Consider the following 15,764-nt stretch of genomic DNA (forward strand, 5'->3'; position numbering starts at 1 on the left):
TTCCTCTAAAAAACACATTCTCTTTATCTGATTCAAAAAAATCAGAAAAGATGAATGTGTTTTTTGTATGGATCAGTCATTTTCTGCAAGTTCTTTCTCCAAACGGTCGATTATCAGTTGTATTGAGACAGCATAATTTTCATTCTTCTGAATATCAAATATTGTCCGGGCTTTTTTATATGATCTTAGACTATCTTTTTTCTGGCCTAATTTTTCCAGACAGTATCCTTTATAATACAGAAAGTCTCCTAGAAGAAATAAGGTATTTTTTGAAACGACTAAATTTAACCCTTGAAACACTTTATCGATACACTCGGTATATTTTTTCTGCCTAGCCAGACAGACGGAATAATTTAAAAGCAGTTTTGCTTTTTTTTCATGATTCATCCACTCTGAAAATATACTGAATCCTTTTTTATAATATTTTTCGGCCAATTTGTATTCTTTTTTCCTTAAATACTGATTACCAATACTATCAATAATTTCGATGCGCAGTTCTCCGTTCTTTGTCTGTTCTTCCAGTGTCAATAAATGACTTAATGCTTTATCGTTCTCCCCATCACGATAAGCATACAACAACGCTTTGATCCACTCGAAAAATAACTGATCCTGCCCCATTGCGTGATCGATCAATTCTTCGTTTGTACTGATTAGATAAGAAACGTTGTCATACTCTCTGCGTTCAAGATGCTGTCTTACAAGTTTACGCAGCTGGTTCATTTTTGAATAGCGACTTTCAACCGAATCTTCTCCGTAAAAATAATGCAGTGACACTTCAAGACGTTCTGCTAATTTTTCCATAAGCTCACGACTCGGTTTCACTTTCCTCTTTTCGATCCGACTGATCATGGCCTGCGTACAAATCCCCTCAGAAAGACCCGTTTGAGTCATTTTTATCTCTATTCGTCTTTCTTTGATTTTCTCCCCTATTTTCATCCACTTAACCCTCTCATTATATTATCATTATAATATTAGTTATATTAAATCATTATACATGAGTGTTTAGCGTTTTACTATATTGTATGAAATTTTATCATAGGAAAAGCTTAAATATTTATATTGCTTAGCGAAAAATTATAATCATTTTCTAATAATATCTATCTTTTTCTCATACTGTTATTATCCAAAACCGTTAATGGTAGCCAAACGGTGAAATGAGTCCACTCGTTTACTTCGCTTTTAACGTCGATATGTCCTTCATTATTTTCAACTAACCACTTCACAATAGACAGACCTAAACCGGTCCCCCCAATATTCCGACTTCTTCCTTTATCAACTCTATAAAAACGCTCAAATATTCTACTCAGTTGATTTTTAGGGATCCCTATACCATTATCAATCACAGAAAGCTTTAACTTATCATCTGCAGTACTTATTTCAATTGTAACTTTTCCCTTTTCAGATGTATAGGCTACTGCGTTACTTACTAAATTAATAATGATTTGTTTTAAATGATCCGGATTAATTTCAATTTCCACATCTTTTTGGCTAATTATATTAATATGAATGTCTTTCAAACTGATTTTATGACTTAAAATTTTAAGAACTTCGTCAACAGTCTCGTTAACACTGATTCTATCTTTAACACTATTATCCTGTCTTTGTTCGAGTTTGGATAGCTGTAAAATATCATTGACCATAGTATCCAGCCGACCAGCTTCTTTGTTGATGATTTCTAAAAATTCAACTAGAACGTCGCTATCATTTAACGCCCCATCAAGAAGTGTTTCACTAAACCCTTTAAGTGCTGTAACAGGCGTACGAAGTTCATGAGAAACGTTGGCTACGAAATCAGTACGAACCTTTTCAAGTCTTCTAATTTCAGTGATGTCATAAAGGAGAACGATAAAGTTCAATGTTTCTAATGAATCATTAAAAATTGGAACCACATGTACATCCATTGTTTTTTCTTCTGGATAATACATTTGAATTTCTCTGTTTTGTACTTGCTCTGTAATAAATGCTTTTTCAATGGTAGCAATCAATTCAGAACTATGGAGACTCTCAAAAAAAGATGTCCCTTGTTTACTATTCAAGTCTTCTCCCAATAGCTCGTTCATAGCAGGATTCACCATATTGATTTGTTTATCCTTTTCAACAAGCATCACCCCGATGACAAGATTATTGATCAGTTCTTTCAGTTTGAGCTCACTTTCTTTGATTTCACTCATCTGGTTATTTAAATTTATAGCTAGTTCGTTGATAGAAGTTCCTAATTCATCTATTTCTTTATATGATCCTGGATGATATCTTACAGAATAATCCTGATATGAAAGGACATTAGCTATATTTCTAATATTTTCAATTGAGCGTGTAATCTTTCTGGCCCAGTAACGAATGAATAAAAAAACGATCAGTATGGCTGTAATCAAAAATAATACCAGCGTTAACATAAGTTCGTCAGTTATTCCGATAATTTCTTCAGCGTCACGAGATAGACGAAGGTAACCGGCAAAACCACTTTCAGTGTTCTCTATACGGGTTGCGCTGTAATAAAGCATCTCATTCGTACTTTCACTTCTGCGATGGTACGTTCCTATTTTCTTTCCTCTTATAACTTGCATGATTTCAGGTCTATTGAGATGTTTCTCAAGCTGGTCTGCCTGAACTCTTGAATCATAAAGCACATCACCACTTAAATCGATCAGCGTTATTCTCTCATTGATAACTTGCGAAGCTGATTCCAGTTGATTGATTAGCACCTCGCTTTTTTCCGTTGGTTCTTCTATATCAGTTAATTGACTTCCTAATACCAATAACTGTGTATTCAACGCTTCCTCCTGCTGCTCTATCGATTGTTCTTTGATCCCAGAAGAAATTATAGAGATAAAAACAACAAAAAAAGTCAGCAAGATAAGCGTGAAAAATAAAATCATTCGGGTCTGCATTTTTTTCATCGCGGTACCTCTAATTTATAGCCGAATCCTCGAGCAGTTTTTATATACTGAGGTTCTTTTGGATTCACTTCGATTTTTTCTCTTAAATGGCTGATGTGTACATCTACAATACGTGTCTCTCCACTAAAATCATAATCCCATACCCCTAACAGCAGCTGTTCCCGGCTTAGTATACGGTTTTTATTTTCGGCAAGATAAACAAGTAATTCGAACTCTTTGGGTGTAAAAGTTAATCTTTCTTCATTTTTATAAACTTCGAATTTTTCTGGATAAATTGAAATGTGGTCAAAAGTAATCACTTTTTGTCTTTGATCTATGTCGGAAGGCAGCTTGTTCTGTTTATCTACCCGCCTGAAGATAGCTTTGATTCGTGCAATAACTTCGCGAGGACTAAAAGGTTTAGTTATATAATCATCTGCTCCAATTTCCAGGCCCACAATTTTGTCGATTTCAGAGTCTTTGGCTGTCAACATGATAATGGGTGTATCGATCTTTTCTCCTCGAATTGTCCGGCAGACATCCATCCCGTCTTTTGAAGGCAACATCAAATCAAGCAGAATAATAGCATACTGATTCTTCAAAGCTAATCTCAAACCTTCTTCTCCATCCATCGCCACGTCGACCTTATAATTTTCCTTTTCTATATTATATTGAAGTAGCTTAACAATTGATAATTCATCTTCAATTATTAGTATTTTTTTCATCTTATCTCTCCTGTGATTTCAGTTTCAATTCTATATAAAGCTAATACTCTATATTTAATATTAATATATCCATCATTTAACATTTCCGATTACCTAACAACTCTAATACCTATCATAACAGGTTTTATATAAATACAATATCCACACATTCTACATTTACACGATCTTTACATTATATTTGCGTCGAATTAATATCTACAACGTACTATGAATTTGTAGACGTAAACTGTCTAACTACTAAAAAAAGAGGGATAAATTATGAGAATGACTAACTTTGTAAAAATAGGTGCATCATTAAGTGCTGCACTTTTATTGGCAGCCTGTGGCACCCCGCCAGAAGACGAGAACAATGCAGAAACAAACGACGAACCATCTGAAGGCATTACCGGTTCTGTCCAAGTAGACGGCTCTTCCACTGTCTTTCCGATCATGGAAGGTGTAGCAGAAGAATTCTCTATTGAAAATCCCAAAGCGCGAGCAACCATCGGCGTATCCGGCTCTGGCGGCGGTTTTGAGAAATTCATTGCTGGAGAAACAGATATTTCCAATGCCTCTCGACCAATCAAAGAAGAGGAAGCGGCATTACTCGAAGAAGCAGATATCGAATATACAGAGTTCAAAATCGCTCTCGACGGTCTCTCTCTCGTCGTCAACCCGGAGAATGACTGGGTCGATTATCTTACTCTCGACGAACTCTATGCCATCTGGGCAGAAGAGGGCGATGCTGACACATGGGCAGATGTCAGAGACGGCTGGCCTGATGAAGAAATTGAATTGTTCAGTCCCGGAACTGATTCAGGAACTTACGACTATTTTGATGAAGTGATATTAGATGGAGACCAGATTGAAAGAGATGCATCACTTTCTGAAGACGACAACATTTTAGTTCAAGGTGTACAAGGTTCTCCAAACGGTTTGGCTTACTTCGGTTATGCATACTACGCTGAAAACATGGATACAGTTAAAATCGTTCCAATAAAAAACAGCAAAGGTGAAATCGTAGAACCAAACAGCGAAACAATTCAAGACGGAAGCTATGAACCATTATCCAGACCTTTATTCATTTATGTGAAACACGAATCTATGGAAGACAACGACACAGCTTATGAATTTGCAAAGTATTCTCTGGAAATGGCTGGTGAAATGGCTGACGAAGTTGGCTATGTCGCTCTAAAAGATTCCATTTACGAAGAAAGCCTCGAAACGCTGGAGAGCTTAAGATGAAAATTTAAATGACTGAAAAACAGTTATCCCCCTATTAAAACGTTAATCATACCGGTCAGTGTTTATCGGATTTTTCCCTCTGGACATTGGCCAGTATTTAAGGAGCGTCAATTCATGAAGACAACCATTCGCGAAAGAATCAAAGAAAACAAAGCAAAACAGTCCTATCAGAATACGATTGAAAAAATCATGCCAAAATTGTTTTTACTTATGGCTTCTATTTCCATTCTAGTCACTTTGGGAATCATTTATACCCTAATGAGAGAAACAATCATGTTTTTTACCAAAGTCTCTTTTTTTGATTTCATTACGGAAACTGAATGGTATCCTTTTTTTGAAAATAATCCCAGTTACGGTATCTGGCCTCTGCTTTCCGGCACATTTACAATCGCAGCCATCGCCATGCTGGTTGCCATCCCAATCGGCCTTGCTGCAGCCATTTATTTAAGTGAATATGCCAGTGACAGAAATCGCAGAGTAATAAAGCCTGTTCTTGAAGTTCTCGCCGGTGTGCCGACTGTCGTTTACGGGCTATTTGCTTTGACGTTCGTAACCCCTCTGTTGCGAACGTTCATTACCGATCTGCCTATTTTTAACGCCTTAAGTCCCGGGGTTGTGGTAGGGATTATGATCATCCCGCAAATCACCTCACTTTCCCAGGATGCAATGAACGCTGTTCCTCAGTCCGTGCGTGACGGTGCCTACGCTCTGGGAGCAACCCGACTTGAAGTGGCTCTCAAAATCGTCATTCCCGGATCATTCAGCGGAATTGTATCATCCCTCGTTCTCGGTCTGTCCCGTGCGATCGGCGAAACAATGATCGTATCTACTGCCGCCGGTTCCACACCGAATCTGGGGTTCACGTCTACTGAATCTATTCAGACAATGACATCTTATATCGTTCAAGTCAGCATGGGCGATGCAACATTCGGATCAACGATTTATTACAGTATCTATGCAGTAGGTATGACACTGTTCGTCTTTACCCTTACCATGAATATATTAGCCAATCATATTTCTCGTAAATATAGGGAGGTTTACTAATGAAAAATAAAGTTGTAACACCAGATGAAAAACAAATCAATAGAAGGATCACTAAAAACACATTTGCTAAAGGTATATTCTTTTTAGGCACTCTTTTTGGGATCATTGTTCTTGCTGCCTTACTGATCCGCATTTTCACTCAGGGAATTGGCTACCTGGACTTTGATTTTCTTAGCAATTTCGCATCCCGAAGACCTGAAGATGCCGGTATCAGAGCTGCTATTCTTGGAACCGTATGGATTATGTCTATTACGATTCCCGTTTCTCTCATTTTAGGTGTAAGCACATCTATCTATCTGGAAGAATATGCACCAAAAAATAAATTTACCCACTTTATCGAACTGAACCTAGCCAACTTAGCCGGAGTCCCATCTGTCGTATTTGGACTTCTTGGTTTGACTATCTTTGTACGACTGCTAGAAATGGGAAGAAGTATACTAGCAGGTGGGTTGACAATGTCCCTGCTCATACTTCCGGTTATCGTAGTCGCTTCAAAAGAGGCCATCCGGTCGATACCCCAAGAGCAGTATGAAGCAGCTTATGCTATGGGTGCTACAAAATGGCAGATTATTCGAACAGTAGTCCTTCCAGCTGCCACACCTGGTATTTTGACTGGAGCTATTCTTTCCTTGTCTCGCGGGGTAGGAGAAACCGCCTCTTTATTGATGATTGGAGCGATGACTTTTATCGCCTATATCCCGGCTTCGGTACTGGACGGTTTTACCGTTCTGCCTATACAGATTTTCAGCTGGGCAAGCCGCCCACAGACAGAGTTTCAAGCCGTCGCTGCCGCCGGAAGCATTGTGCTGCTCGTCATACTGATCGTGATGAATTCACTGGCTATTTTCATTCGTAATAAATACTCGAAACGCTATTAATTTAGGAGGAAAATGATGAATAAAGAAGAGATCATTCAGCCTGTCTATTCCGTCAAAAATTTCAATTTATGGTACGGTGACACAAAGGCATTAAAAGATATTTCAATCGACATACCTGAAAAAGAAGTCGTTGCCATCATCGGTCCATCGGGATGCGGGAAGTCGACGTTCATTAAATCATTGAATCGAATGGTGGAACTCGTCCCTCTAGTCAAAACGGAAGGTTCGATTCACTATAATAACCAGGACATAAAAAAAGCCAAAGCCGAGTCTCTGCGTACTGAAGTTGGGATGGTATTTCAAAAACCCAATCCCTTCCCAAAATCCATTTACGAAAATATTGCTTATGGCCCGCGAATTCATGGTATAAAAGACAAGAAAACGCTTGACGGAGTGGTTGAAAGAAGTCTGAAAGGGGCTGCACTTTGGGAAGAAGTCAAAGATCGTCTGGACGAAAATGCTTTTGGGCTCTCCGGTGGTCAGCAGCAGCGTATCTGTATCGCCAGAGCACTGGCTGTCGAACCTGATGTGATACTGATGGATGAACCGACCTCAGCCTTGGATCCCTTGTCTACAGCCAAAATCGAAGACCTGATCCATGAACTCAAAAAGAATTACAGTATCATTATCGTGACGCATAACATGCAGCAGGCTGCACGGATTTCAGATAAAACAGCTTTTTTCTTGAACGGCGAAATCATCGAATTTGATGCGACAGAAAAAATGTACTCCAATCCAAGAGACGAGCGAACCGATGATTATATTTCCGGTAAATTCGGTTAACAGAGTTAAAAAATTCTTCATTTATTAATATAATAATCAAACATAAGAGGTGACTTTAACAATGAGAAAAGCATTTGAAGAAGAATTAATCAATCTGCATGAGCAATTTTATCAGATGGGTCTGATGGTGTCGGAATCTATTTATCAGTCAGTTAAAGGTTTTACAGCACACGATAAAATAACCGCTGAAAAAGTCGTGAACAACGACCACTATATCAATGAACAGCAGGTCATAATCGAGACAAAATCGATCGAACTCATCGCTTTGCAGCAGCCCGTCACAAGCGATCTGCGCCGTATCATTACTATTATGAAAGCTTGCGCCGATCTGGAACGTATGGGTGATCATGCCGTCAGCGTAGCTAAAGCAACCATTCGGGTCAAAGGTAATAAGAAAGATCGCGCTATAGAAAACAACTTGGCCATTATGGCTGAAAAAGTCAAGAAACTCGTGGAGCGTTCGTTGACTGCCTTCATTGAAACAGATTTGAAAGAAGCCAAAAAAATAGCATCAAAAGATAGTGAAATAGACCAGGTGGCTTTCGACATACACAAGCAAACGCTGGAGGAAATGAAAAAAGATTCTGAGCTGGTCCTTGGTGCAACGAATTATATTTTAGTTGCAGGTAATCTGGAACGAATAAGTGATTACGTTACAAACTTGTGCGAATGGATCATCTATCTGGAATCAGGAAAAATCGTTGAGCTCAATACCCACAACACACTGGATAATACCTCTTTTAAATAAAAGAAGGTGCTGACACGTTTGATTCAGTCAGCACCTTCTTATTTTATTTGTTTGTTGAAACAACGTGGATATCACGCTGGGGAAATGGAATGCTGATTTCGTTCTCAGCAAATTTATTGACTATTTTAAATCTTAAATCACTTGGTATAGTAAACTCTCTTTCATCAATTTGCGAGTCTATCCAGAACCAGACCGTAAAATCCAGAGAAGAGTCTCCAAATTCCTCAAAGAAAACACGTGGAGCCGGTTTTTCAAGAACATTCGGCCACGTCTCTTCTCTTAACTCATCCACTGCTTCGTACAACAACTGCTTAACACGTTCAATGTCACTCCCATAGGCAACACCGATTTTTACAGGGATCCTTAATCGTCTGTCTGTATAAGACCGGTTGACAAACTTCTCTTCAAGGAAATATGAATTAGGGATGATCATGCGCTCATTAACTCGTGTACGTACAACAGTTGCCCGTATTTTTATTTCTTCTACATCCGCAATCGTATCATCGATAATGACCCGATCTCCCACTCTTATCGGCCGCTCAAAAAGTATGATTAGTCCAGAAATAAAATTAGACATGACATTTTGAAGGCCAAAACCGATCCCCACGCCCAAGACACTGGCTAATACTGTCAGACTTGTTAAGTTAAATCCTATCGACGACAAGGATATCACTATTGCCAAGGTAATGATGGAATAATGGAAAAAGGTATTCATGGATGCCTGCAAGCCTCTGTCCAGTCCATATTTATCATAGATAGTCGGTAAAATATACTCTCTTATTGCTTTTGAAAATTTCACAGCTAAAACAATCGCAAAAAGGACGGTTAAAATGAGAAACACAGTGATTTCTGTATTACCGAATACGAAAAGTGTCTGATAAATAATAGATGTTTTTGAAAAATACATAAAGAAATAAATTACCAGTATAAATAATGTTATCCAATTGACGATTGTTTCAAGAAACAGCTGCGTACGTTTTTGTTTGACCACTCTATTCAAGACTGAATGTACTCCAGCTCTTGCTAATAAGACAATCGCTATTCCTATAATGGCCCCTAGCCAAAAACCTATTTCGCTATTTTGAAATTTTTCAAATAGGATTGTTAATTGTTCCATTCATTTCTTCCTCACATACATAGATTTATTCCAGTTTACCAAATTTTTTAAAGATTAACGACTCTACTGGTTGTGTTAATCAGTCATTATTCAGTCGGCTTGTATTGTACTCTCAGTTTGGACTGCCAAATCTTAATTAGTTCTTCAATTGTACTGATATTCTTGCTGCTAGATTAGTCTATTTCCGAATTTCATCTATCTCATCTATCTTCGACACTTTCTCATGCCACTTCGGCACTTTCTCATGCTATTTCGGCTGGTATGAGCCGAACTTCTTCTTACTTCGGCACTTTCTCATGTCACTTTAGCCGGTATGAGCCGAACTTCTCTTTCTTCGGCGCTTTCTCATGCTATTTCGGCTGATATGAGCCGAACTTCTTCTTACTTCGGCACTTTCTCATGTCACTTCGGCTAGTATGAGCCGAACTTCTCTTTCTTCGGCACTTTCTCATGTCACTTTAGCCGGTATGAGCCGAACTTCTCTTTCTTCGGCACTTTCTCATGCCACTTTGGCTGGTATGAGCCGAACTTCTCTTTCTTCGACACTTTCTCATGCCACTTTGGCCGGTATGAGCCGAACTTCTTTTATAAAAACATTTTCTCCTTTAAGCAGGAAACTAAACACCCTTTATTACGGAAGAACACGTGTATTTTTTTCATAAAATATAAAAAAGTACTTTAAGGCTAGTCCCGGACCAATCTTTCGGTTAAAAAACAAAGCCCTGTAAGACAAAAAGAGACTGATGTCCAGTCTCTTTCCTTATCTCATTAAATTCTACTACTGACTTTCTTTACATCACCTTGCTCGACGTAAACCATTAGAATAGAAATATCTGAAGGGTTGACGCCACTGATTCGGCTAGCCTGGGCTATCGTTTCAGGTTGTATTTTAGCTAATTTTTCTCTGGCTTCGGTGGCGATACTGTTGATAGCAAAATAATCGATACCTTCCGGGATACGTTTATTTTCCATACGCTTGATTTTTTCAGCTTTGCGTATCGCTTTGCTGATATAGCCTTCATACTGAATATGAATTTCAACTTGCTCTTTCACATCTTTTGGCAAGTCATTTTCTAAAGGAGCAAAAGGAATAATATCTTCGTACTTCACATACGGACGTCTCAGGAAATCGTAGACTAAAATACCGTCTTTCAATGGCGGTTCATTCTTAGCATCCAGATATTCTCTCACATCACTCGGTTTTAAACGAATGGTTTTCAGGCGTTCCAGTTCTTTTTCAACTAACTCTTTTTTAGTCTGGAACATTTCGAAACGCTGCTGGGAAACGAGTCCTAAGTCATATCCTTTTTCAGTTAAGCGGAAATCAGCATTGTCATGACGTAACAACAAACGATATTCTGCTCGAGACGTCAACAATCGATAAGGTTCATTTGTGCCTTTCGTTACCAAATCATCGATCATCACGCCGATATAGGCTTCGTTACGTTTCAAAACGATCGGTTCTTCGCCTTTTACCAGACGTGCGGCATTGATCCCGGCAACCAATCCTTGGCCACCCGCTTCTTCGTATCCTGACGTTCCATTCATTTGCCCGGCAGTGAATAATCCGTTGATTAACTTTGTCTCCAGTGATGGTCGGAGCTGATAAGGTTTCACGACGTCATACTCAATGGCATAACCTGTTCGCATCATTTGCGCGTTTTCGAGTCCATCTACTGAACGCAGTACAGATAACTGTACATCTTCAGGTAATGATGAAGAAAGTCCCTGAACATAAATCTCATCTGTATCAGCGCCTTCGGGTTCAAGGAACAGCTGATGTCTTGGTTTATCGCTGAAACGAACGACCTTGTCTTCAATTGACGGACAGTAACGGGCGCCAACACCATCAACGATTCCAGTAAACATAGGTGCACGGTGCAAGTTATCGCGGATGATATCGTGCGAAATGTTACTTGTGTAAGTCAGCCAGCAAGATATTTGTTCTTCAAGATAATCTTCATCCAAAGATTCAAAGCTGAAATGATGCGGTTCGCTGTCTCCTGGCTGTTCTTCCGTCACAGAATAATCGATCGAATCCTTATGAATACGCGGAGGGGTCCCTGTTTTAAAACGATCCAATTCGAAACCATGTTCAAGTAAACTTTCAGATAATTTTATACTCGGCTGCGTATTGTTTGGGCCAGATGAGTATTTCAATTCACCAATAATAATTTCTCCACGTGACGATGTTCCAGCAGTTAATATGACCGCTTTTGATCTGTAAATAGCGCCCGTATTCGTGACAACACCTTTTATATCGCCGTCTTCAACGATGATCTCTTCTACGATTCCTTGTTTCAGATCCAAATGTTTTGTTTTTTCAATCGTTTTTTTCATTTCGTTAGAATACATGTGTTTATCAGCTTGAGCACGTAATGCTCTTACCGCAGGGCCTTTCGCAGTGTTTAGCATACGCATTTGAATATACGTTTTATCAATATTGCGGCCCATTTCTCCGCCTAAAGCATCGATTTCTCTGACTACGATACCTTTTGCCGGTCCGCCAAGTGAGGGATTACACGGCATATGCGCGATCATGTCCAGATTGATAGTTACTAAGAGAGTTTCTGCTCCCATGCGCGCGGAGGCAAGTGCGGCTTCTGATCCGGCATGGCCTGCACCAACAACAATTACATCATAATAACCTGCTTCGTATGTTTGCATAGATTTTTCCTTTCTAAACTAAGTTTTTTTAAAAGTTCTTTTTTCAAAGTCATTAAAGTTGTGCTGCTCTTTTTCAATGGAGTCCCGGGCTTGATTCGCTTTTCTATTGTCTAGTTTTTCAACCTTGACTACTCCTGAAAAAAGATAAATTAATCCATTGCGCAGTATGCTCATTAGGATATAATTTCCTATTTTTCAGCGGAGTCATAACAGGTTGAAAAACTTTTCTATTTCCCGAGGCAGAACTGGCTGAAGAGCTGGGTAATAAGTTCGTCCTGGACGCTGTCACCGGTGATTTCTCCTAGAAGATCCCAGGCTCTGGTCATATCGATCTGTACGAGATCAACTGGCATGCCCATCTCGATCCCTTTGATAACTTCATCAAATGCATCAATCGTTTCGTTTAGTAAGGCGATGTGCCGGATGTTTGACACATAGGTGGCATCCTTTTCGCCAGTATTCCCTGCAAAAAATAATTCCGCAATTTTTGCTTCTAGTTCAACCAAACCGGCTTCCGTGATGATCGACGTTTGAACAATACTGTCCAGAGCGACATACTCACTCAGTTCGTCAAGATCCAGTTTATTTTCAAGATCCATTTTATTCAATATAATAATGCGGTGGTGACCCTCAGTTGCTTCAAGCAACTTTTTATCTTCTTCTGTCAGAGGTTCGCTCTGATTGAAAACCAAGAGCACCAGATCAGCGTCGATCAAGGCTTTCCGGCTGCGTTCTACTCCAATACGCTCAACGATATCTTCTGTTTCTCGGATCCCGGCCGTATCGATCAGTCGCAATGGAACGCCTTTAACGCTCACATACTCTTCGATCACATCTCGTGTTGTCCCGGCCACTTCTGTAACGATCGCTTTCTCTTCTTTGAGAAGAACATTCAGTAAACTGGATTTACCCACGTTTGGACGTCCGATAATCGCTGTAGCCAGGCCTTCGCGTAAAATTTTCCCCTGACCCGCCGTTTCAAGCAGTGCTTCGACCTGACCCTTGACCTCTTTGGCCTTTTCAACCAGTAATCTGGAAGTCATTTCTTCAACATCATCGTATTCGGGATAATCGATATTCACTTCTACTTGAGCCAATGTATTCAAGATATCCTGACGTAGATTCTTGATCAGACGGCTCAGATTTCCGTCAAGCTGCGTCACTGCCAGATGCATGGCCTTATCTGTTTTAGCACGGATGACATCCATGACCGCCTCTGCTTGAGATAAATCGATTCGTCCATTCAAGAAAGCCCGTTTTGTGAACTCCCCTGGTTCTGCCAGGCGTGCGCCATTATGAAGGACGGTTTCAAGTACCTTGTTGACTGAAACGATTCCGCCATGCGTGTTGATTTCCACGACATCTTCTCGTGTATAGGTTTTTGGTGCCCGCATCACGGTCACCATGACTTCATCGATTTGGTTATCTGTCTTGGGATTCACTATGTGGCCATAATGAATCGTGTGTGTTTTCTGGTTGATCAGCTGTTTTTTCCCTGCTTTATACACACGGTCAGCTATTTCCAGGGCTTCATCTCCGCTAATGCGCACAATACCGATTCCACCTTCACCAGGCGGCGTAGAGATTGCAGCAATCGTATCAAATTCTATAGCCATCAAATGGACCTCCTGTTTTTTATTATGTTTGAGTTAATTTTATTCGATTTACTGTAAGGAATACTGTGAAACTGGCAACAGATGCCCAGTATCGAACTTATTTTTTTTCACAAAAAAAAGTGCCTGGACCACTCCGAATTTAGTATAAACTACTACCTTGGGTGGAAAAGCACTTTCACTGCTCTACCTCGATTTAAATGTATTTAAGTCATTTACTTGTATCAATACGTTAAATAATATACGTAATTAACTGATTTGTCAACTTTTATACTTATTTATTATAAGTAAAATGTGAACATTCTTTTACAGCATCCATTTTACACTTGCTATAAAAATACTGTTGAAGAGAATAGGCATCTTCAACAGTATTGTCCATTAAGTAGAAATTCAATTAAGTCTTGATCGCACCTTTTGTCACTCCTTCAACAATGTAGCGCTGAATAAAGATATACAGCACAATGATCGGGACAATGGCTAGAACAAGGCCTGCGAGTGCCAGCTCCCACTGCACAGTATACTCGCCGAAAAAATAATACATGCGAAGTGGAATCGTCCGCATCCCTTCTTGGTTAATGACTAAGGACGGAAGTAAAAAGTCGTTCCATAGACGTATGGCATTCAAAATAATGACCGTGACCGTTGTTGGTTTCAATATTGGAAAAATCACTCGCCAGAAAATCTGAAATGGTGTGCCTCCATCTAAATAGGCGGCTTCATCCAGAGAGACCGATATCGACCGCATCGCTCCGTAAAATAAAAAGATAGACATACTGGAAGCAAAACCCCAGTTCATGATGATCAAACCAAATCGGTTCAAAAAATCGATCTGTCCAAAGATAGAAACCAGTGGGATCATGACAGACTGGAAAGGAATCAGCATGGTCAGTGCACAGAAGAAATAAATCGCTGTACTGATTTTCGATTTATTACGCGCCAAGGCATAAGCTGCCATAGAAGAAAAAATTACAATGATTATAATGCTGGCCGTTGTGATGAAAAGAGAATTCATGAAACTTCTTCCATATTCCAGCCCTTCGTACGCTCTGGAATAATTCTCTGTGACAAAGTTTTCTGGAATCCATATCGTGTTGGTGAATATCTCCGCCCGGCTTTTTAAAGAACCAAAAAATATGATGAAGAAAGGATAGATCCAAGTTACGGATACCAATATGCCAAGCGCGATCACCAGCCATTTATGTGTTTTTTCTCGTGTCATTATAAATCGACCTCTTTTCTACGTGTTAAGAAAACCTGGGTCAAGGAAATCACCGCAACGATGAGAAAAAAGACGATGGCTTTAGATTGGGCATAGCCTTGGCGATATTGAAAGAACGCTGTGTTGTAAATATTCATAGCGATCATTTCAGTTGAGCCATACGGTGCACCATTAGTTAAGGCTAAATTCATATCGTATATTTTAAATGCATTGGCTAAAGTTAAAAATAAGCTTACAGTAAAAGCCGGGGCAAGCATCGAGAACTTTATCTTCCAGAACGCCTGCCATTTATTTGCCCCATCAATTTGGCCCGCTTCTATTAATTCACTAGGAATATTAGCTAAAAAAGAAATATAGATGATCATGATGTATCCGCTCATCTGCCATAAAAACACAATAACCAAGCCCCAAAACCCGGTCGTCGTATCAGCCAGCCAGGCATTGAAGAAAGATAAGCCCGTAGCATTTGCAATACCGGCAAATGCCCGGACGAAAATAAACTGCCAGATAAAGCCCAAAATGATTCCTCCAATCAAATTGGGCATAAAGAAAATCGTCCTGAAAAACACACTCACTTTACCCATCTTTTGTGTCACAAGTAATGCTAATCCAAGTCCGATGACATTGATCAGCACTACAGCAACAACAGCAAAAAGGATAGTGAACCGTAAACTATATAGAAACTGTTTATCGGATAAAAGGTTTTTGTAATTACTTAATCCTACAAATACAGCATTGTATCCATCTGAATTTGTCAGTGACGTGCCTATTCCTAAAATAAGTGGCAGAACAATAACGAAAAATATGGCTAGCAGAGAGGGGATAATGAAAGCCCAATAGTACAGGTTTTTCTTTTTTCCCTTCATAGTC

The 15,764-nt window shown here is 39.5% G+C and carries 13 protein-coding genes; 5 read left to right on the forward strand and 8 right to left on the reverse strand.

From position 1 onward, the window contains the following. Positions 1-72 precede the first annotated feature (72 nt). From AKA01nite_RS02045 to AKA01nite_RS02055, 3 genes are all read right to left on the reverse strand, one after another. Positions 73-936 carry a helix-turn-helix domain-containing protein gene (locus AKA01nite_RS02045; protein WP_146923307.1) on the reverse strand — a complete coding sequence of 288 codons (864 nt, stop codon included), beginning with the start codon at positions 934-936 and terminating at the stop codon, positions 73-75. Positions 937-1,097: 161 nt separating this feature from the next. After that, complete coding sequence (gene pnpS, locus AKA01nite_RS02050; RefSeq protein ID WP_146923309.1) at positions 1,098-2,897, reverse strand: two-component system histidine kinase PnpS; 1,800 nt, start codon at positions 2,895-2,897, stop codon at positions 1,098-1,100. Then, positions 2,894-3,601 (reverse strand): response regulator transcription factor, encoded by a 708-nt coding sequence (locus AKA01nite_RS02055; protein ID WP_146923312.1) that lies wholly within the window; start codon positions 3,599-3,601, stop codon positions 2,894-2,896. The genes pnpS and AKA01nite_RS02055 overlap by 4 nt, the downstream gene beginning before the upstream one ends. A gap of 258 nt (positions 3,602-3,859) precedes the next feature. Between AKA01nite_RS02055 and AKA01nite_RS02060 the strand changes: the two genes are divergently transcribed. From AKA01nite_RS02060 to phoU, 5 genes are all read left to right on the forward strand, one after another. Next, the gene (locus tag AKA01nite_RS02060) at positions 3,860-4,825 is read left to right on the forward strand and encodes a PstS family phosphate ABC transporter substrate-binding protein (protein ID WP_146923314.1); all 966 of its coding nucleotides are present in this window, start codon (positions 3,860-3,862) and stop codon (positions 4,823-4,825) included. A gap of 114 nt (positions 4,826-4,939) precedes the next feature. Continuing rightward, entirely contained in the window at positions 4,940-5,869 is a 930-nt protein-coding gene (gene pstC, locus AKA01nite_RS02065) for a phosphate ABC transporter permease subunit PstC (RefSeq protein ID WP_146923316.1), read from the forward strand. After that, entirely contained in the window at positions 5,869-6,747 is an 879-nt protein-coding gene (gene pstA, locus AKA01nite_RS02070; protein WP_146923318.1) for a phosphate ABC transporter permease PstA, read from the forward strand. Before pstC ends, pstA begins: the two co-directional genes overlap by 1 nt. A 15-nt stretch (positions 6,748-6,762) precedes the next feature. Further along, positions 6,763-7,530: a phosphate ABC transporter ATP-binding protein PstB gene (pstB, locus tag AKA01nite_RS02075; protein WP_222592464.1), complete on the forward strand. Its 768-nt coding sequence runs from the start codon at positions 6,763-6,765 to the stop codon at positions 7,528-7,530. 61 nt (positions 7,531-7,591) lie between these two features. After that, complete coding sequence (phoU, locus tag AKA01nite_RS02080; RefSeq protein ID WP_146923322.1) at positions 7,592-8,278, forward strand: phosphate signaling complex protein PhoU; 687 nt, start codon at positions 7,592-7,594, stop codon at positions 8,276-8,278. Between the two features lie 43 nt (positions 8,279-8,321). Here phoU and AKA01nite_RS02085 read toward each other — a convergent pair whose 3' ends face one another. From AKA01nite_RS02085 to AKA01nite_RS02105, 5 genes are all read right to left on the reverse strand, one after another. After that, positions 8,322-9,395 carry a mechanosensitive ion channel family protein gene (locus AKA01nite_RS02085; protein ID WP_146923324.1) on the reverse strand — a complete coding sequence of 358 codons (1,074 nt, stop codon included), beginning with the start codon at positions 9,393-9,395 and terminating at the stop codon, positions 8,322-8,324. Positions 9,396-10,163: 768 nt separating this feature from the next. After that, on the reverse strand, positions 10,164-12,062 hold the full coding sequence (gene mnmG, locus AKA01nite_RS02090; RefSeq protein ID WP_146923325.1) for a tRNA uridine-5-carboxymethylaminomethyl(34) synthesis enzyme MnmG: 1,899 nt from the start codon (positions 12,060-12,062) through the stop codon (positions 10,164-10,166). A gap of 227 nt (positions 12,063-12,289) precedes the next feature. After that, complete coding sequence (gene mnmE / locus AKA01nite_RS02095) at positions 12,290-13,678, reverse strand: tRNA uridine-5-carboxymethylaminomethyl(34) synthesis GTPase MnmE (protein WP_146923327.1); 1,389 nt, start codon at positions 13,676-13,678, stop codon at positions 12,290-12,292. A 391-nt stretch (positions 13,679-14,069) separates the two neighbouring features. After that, entirely contained in the window at positions 14,070-14,894 is an 825-nt protein-coding gene (locus AKA01nite_RS02100; protein WP_146923329.1) for a carbohydrate ABC transporter permease, read from the reverse strand. Further along, a complete protein-coding gene (locus tag AKA01nite_RS02105; RefSeq protein ID WP_146923332.1) occupies positions 14,894-15,760 on the reverse strand; it encodes a carbohydrate ABC transporter permease in 867 nt (288 codons plus the stop codon). Before AKA01nite_RS02105 ends, AKA01nite_RS02100 begins: the two co-directional genes overlap by 1 nt. Positions 15,761-15,764 lie beyond the last annotated feature (4 nt).

This window comes from Alkalibacterium kapii (genome assembly GCF_007988865.1).
Taxonomy (GTDB): Bacteria; Bacillota; Bacilli; order Lactobacillales; family Carnobacteriaceae_A; genus Alkalibacterium; species Alkalibacterium kapii.

Coding starts and splice junctions, on each gene's coding strand:
- AKA01nite_RS02045 (WP_146923307.1), bottom strand. CDS start 936: ATGAAAATAGGGGAGAAAATCAAAGAAAGACGAATAGAGATAAAAATG.
- pnpS (WP_146923309.1), bottom strand. CDS start 2,897: ATGAAAAAAATGCAGACCCGAATGATTTTATTTTTCACGCTTATCTTG.
- AKA01nite_RS02055 (WP_146923312.1), bottom strand. CDS start 3,601: ATGAAAAAAATACTAATAATTGAAGATGAATTATCAATTGTTAAGCTA.
- AKA01nite_RS02060 (WP_146923314.1), top strand. CDS start 3,860: ATGAGAATGACTAACTTTGTAAAAATAGGTGCATCATTAAGTGCTGCA.
- pstC (WP_146923316.1), top strand. CDS start 4,940: ATGAAGACAACCATTCGCGAAAGAATCAAAGAAAACAAAGCAAAACAG.
- pstA (WP_146923318.1), top strand. CDS start 5,869: ATGAAAAATAAAGTTGTAACACCAGATGAAAAACAAATCAATAGAAGG.
- pstB (WP_222592464.1), top strand. CDS start 6,763: ATGAATAAAGAAGAGATCATTCAGCCTGTCTATTCCGTCAAAAATTTC.
- phoU (WP_146923322.1), top strand. CDS start 7,592: ATGAGAAAAGCATTTGAAGAAGAATTAATCAATCTGCATGAGCAATTT.
- AKA01nite_RS02085 (WP_146923324.1), bottom strand. CDS start 9,395: ATGGAACAATTAACAATCCTATTTGAAAAATTTCAAAATAGCGAAATA.
- mnmG (WP_146923325.1), bottom strand. CDS start 12,062: ATGCAAACATACGAAGCAGGTTATTATGATGTAATTGTTGTTGGTGCA.
- mnmE (WP_146923327.1), bottom strand. CDS start 13,678: ATGGCTATAGAATTTGATACGATTGCTGCAATCTCTACGCCGCCTGGT.
- AKA01nite_RS02100 (WP_146923329.1), bottom strand. CDS start 14,894: ATGACACGAGAAAAAACACATAAATGGCTGGTGATCGCGCTTGGCATA.
- AKA01nite_RS02105 (WP_146923332.1), bottom strand. CDS start 15,760: ATGAAGGGAAAAAAGAAAAACCTGTACTATTGGGCTTTCATTATCCCC.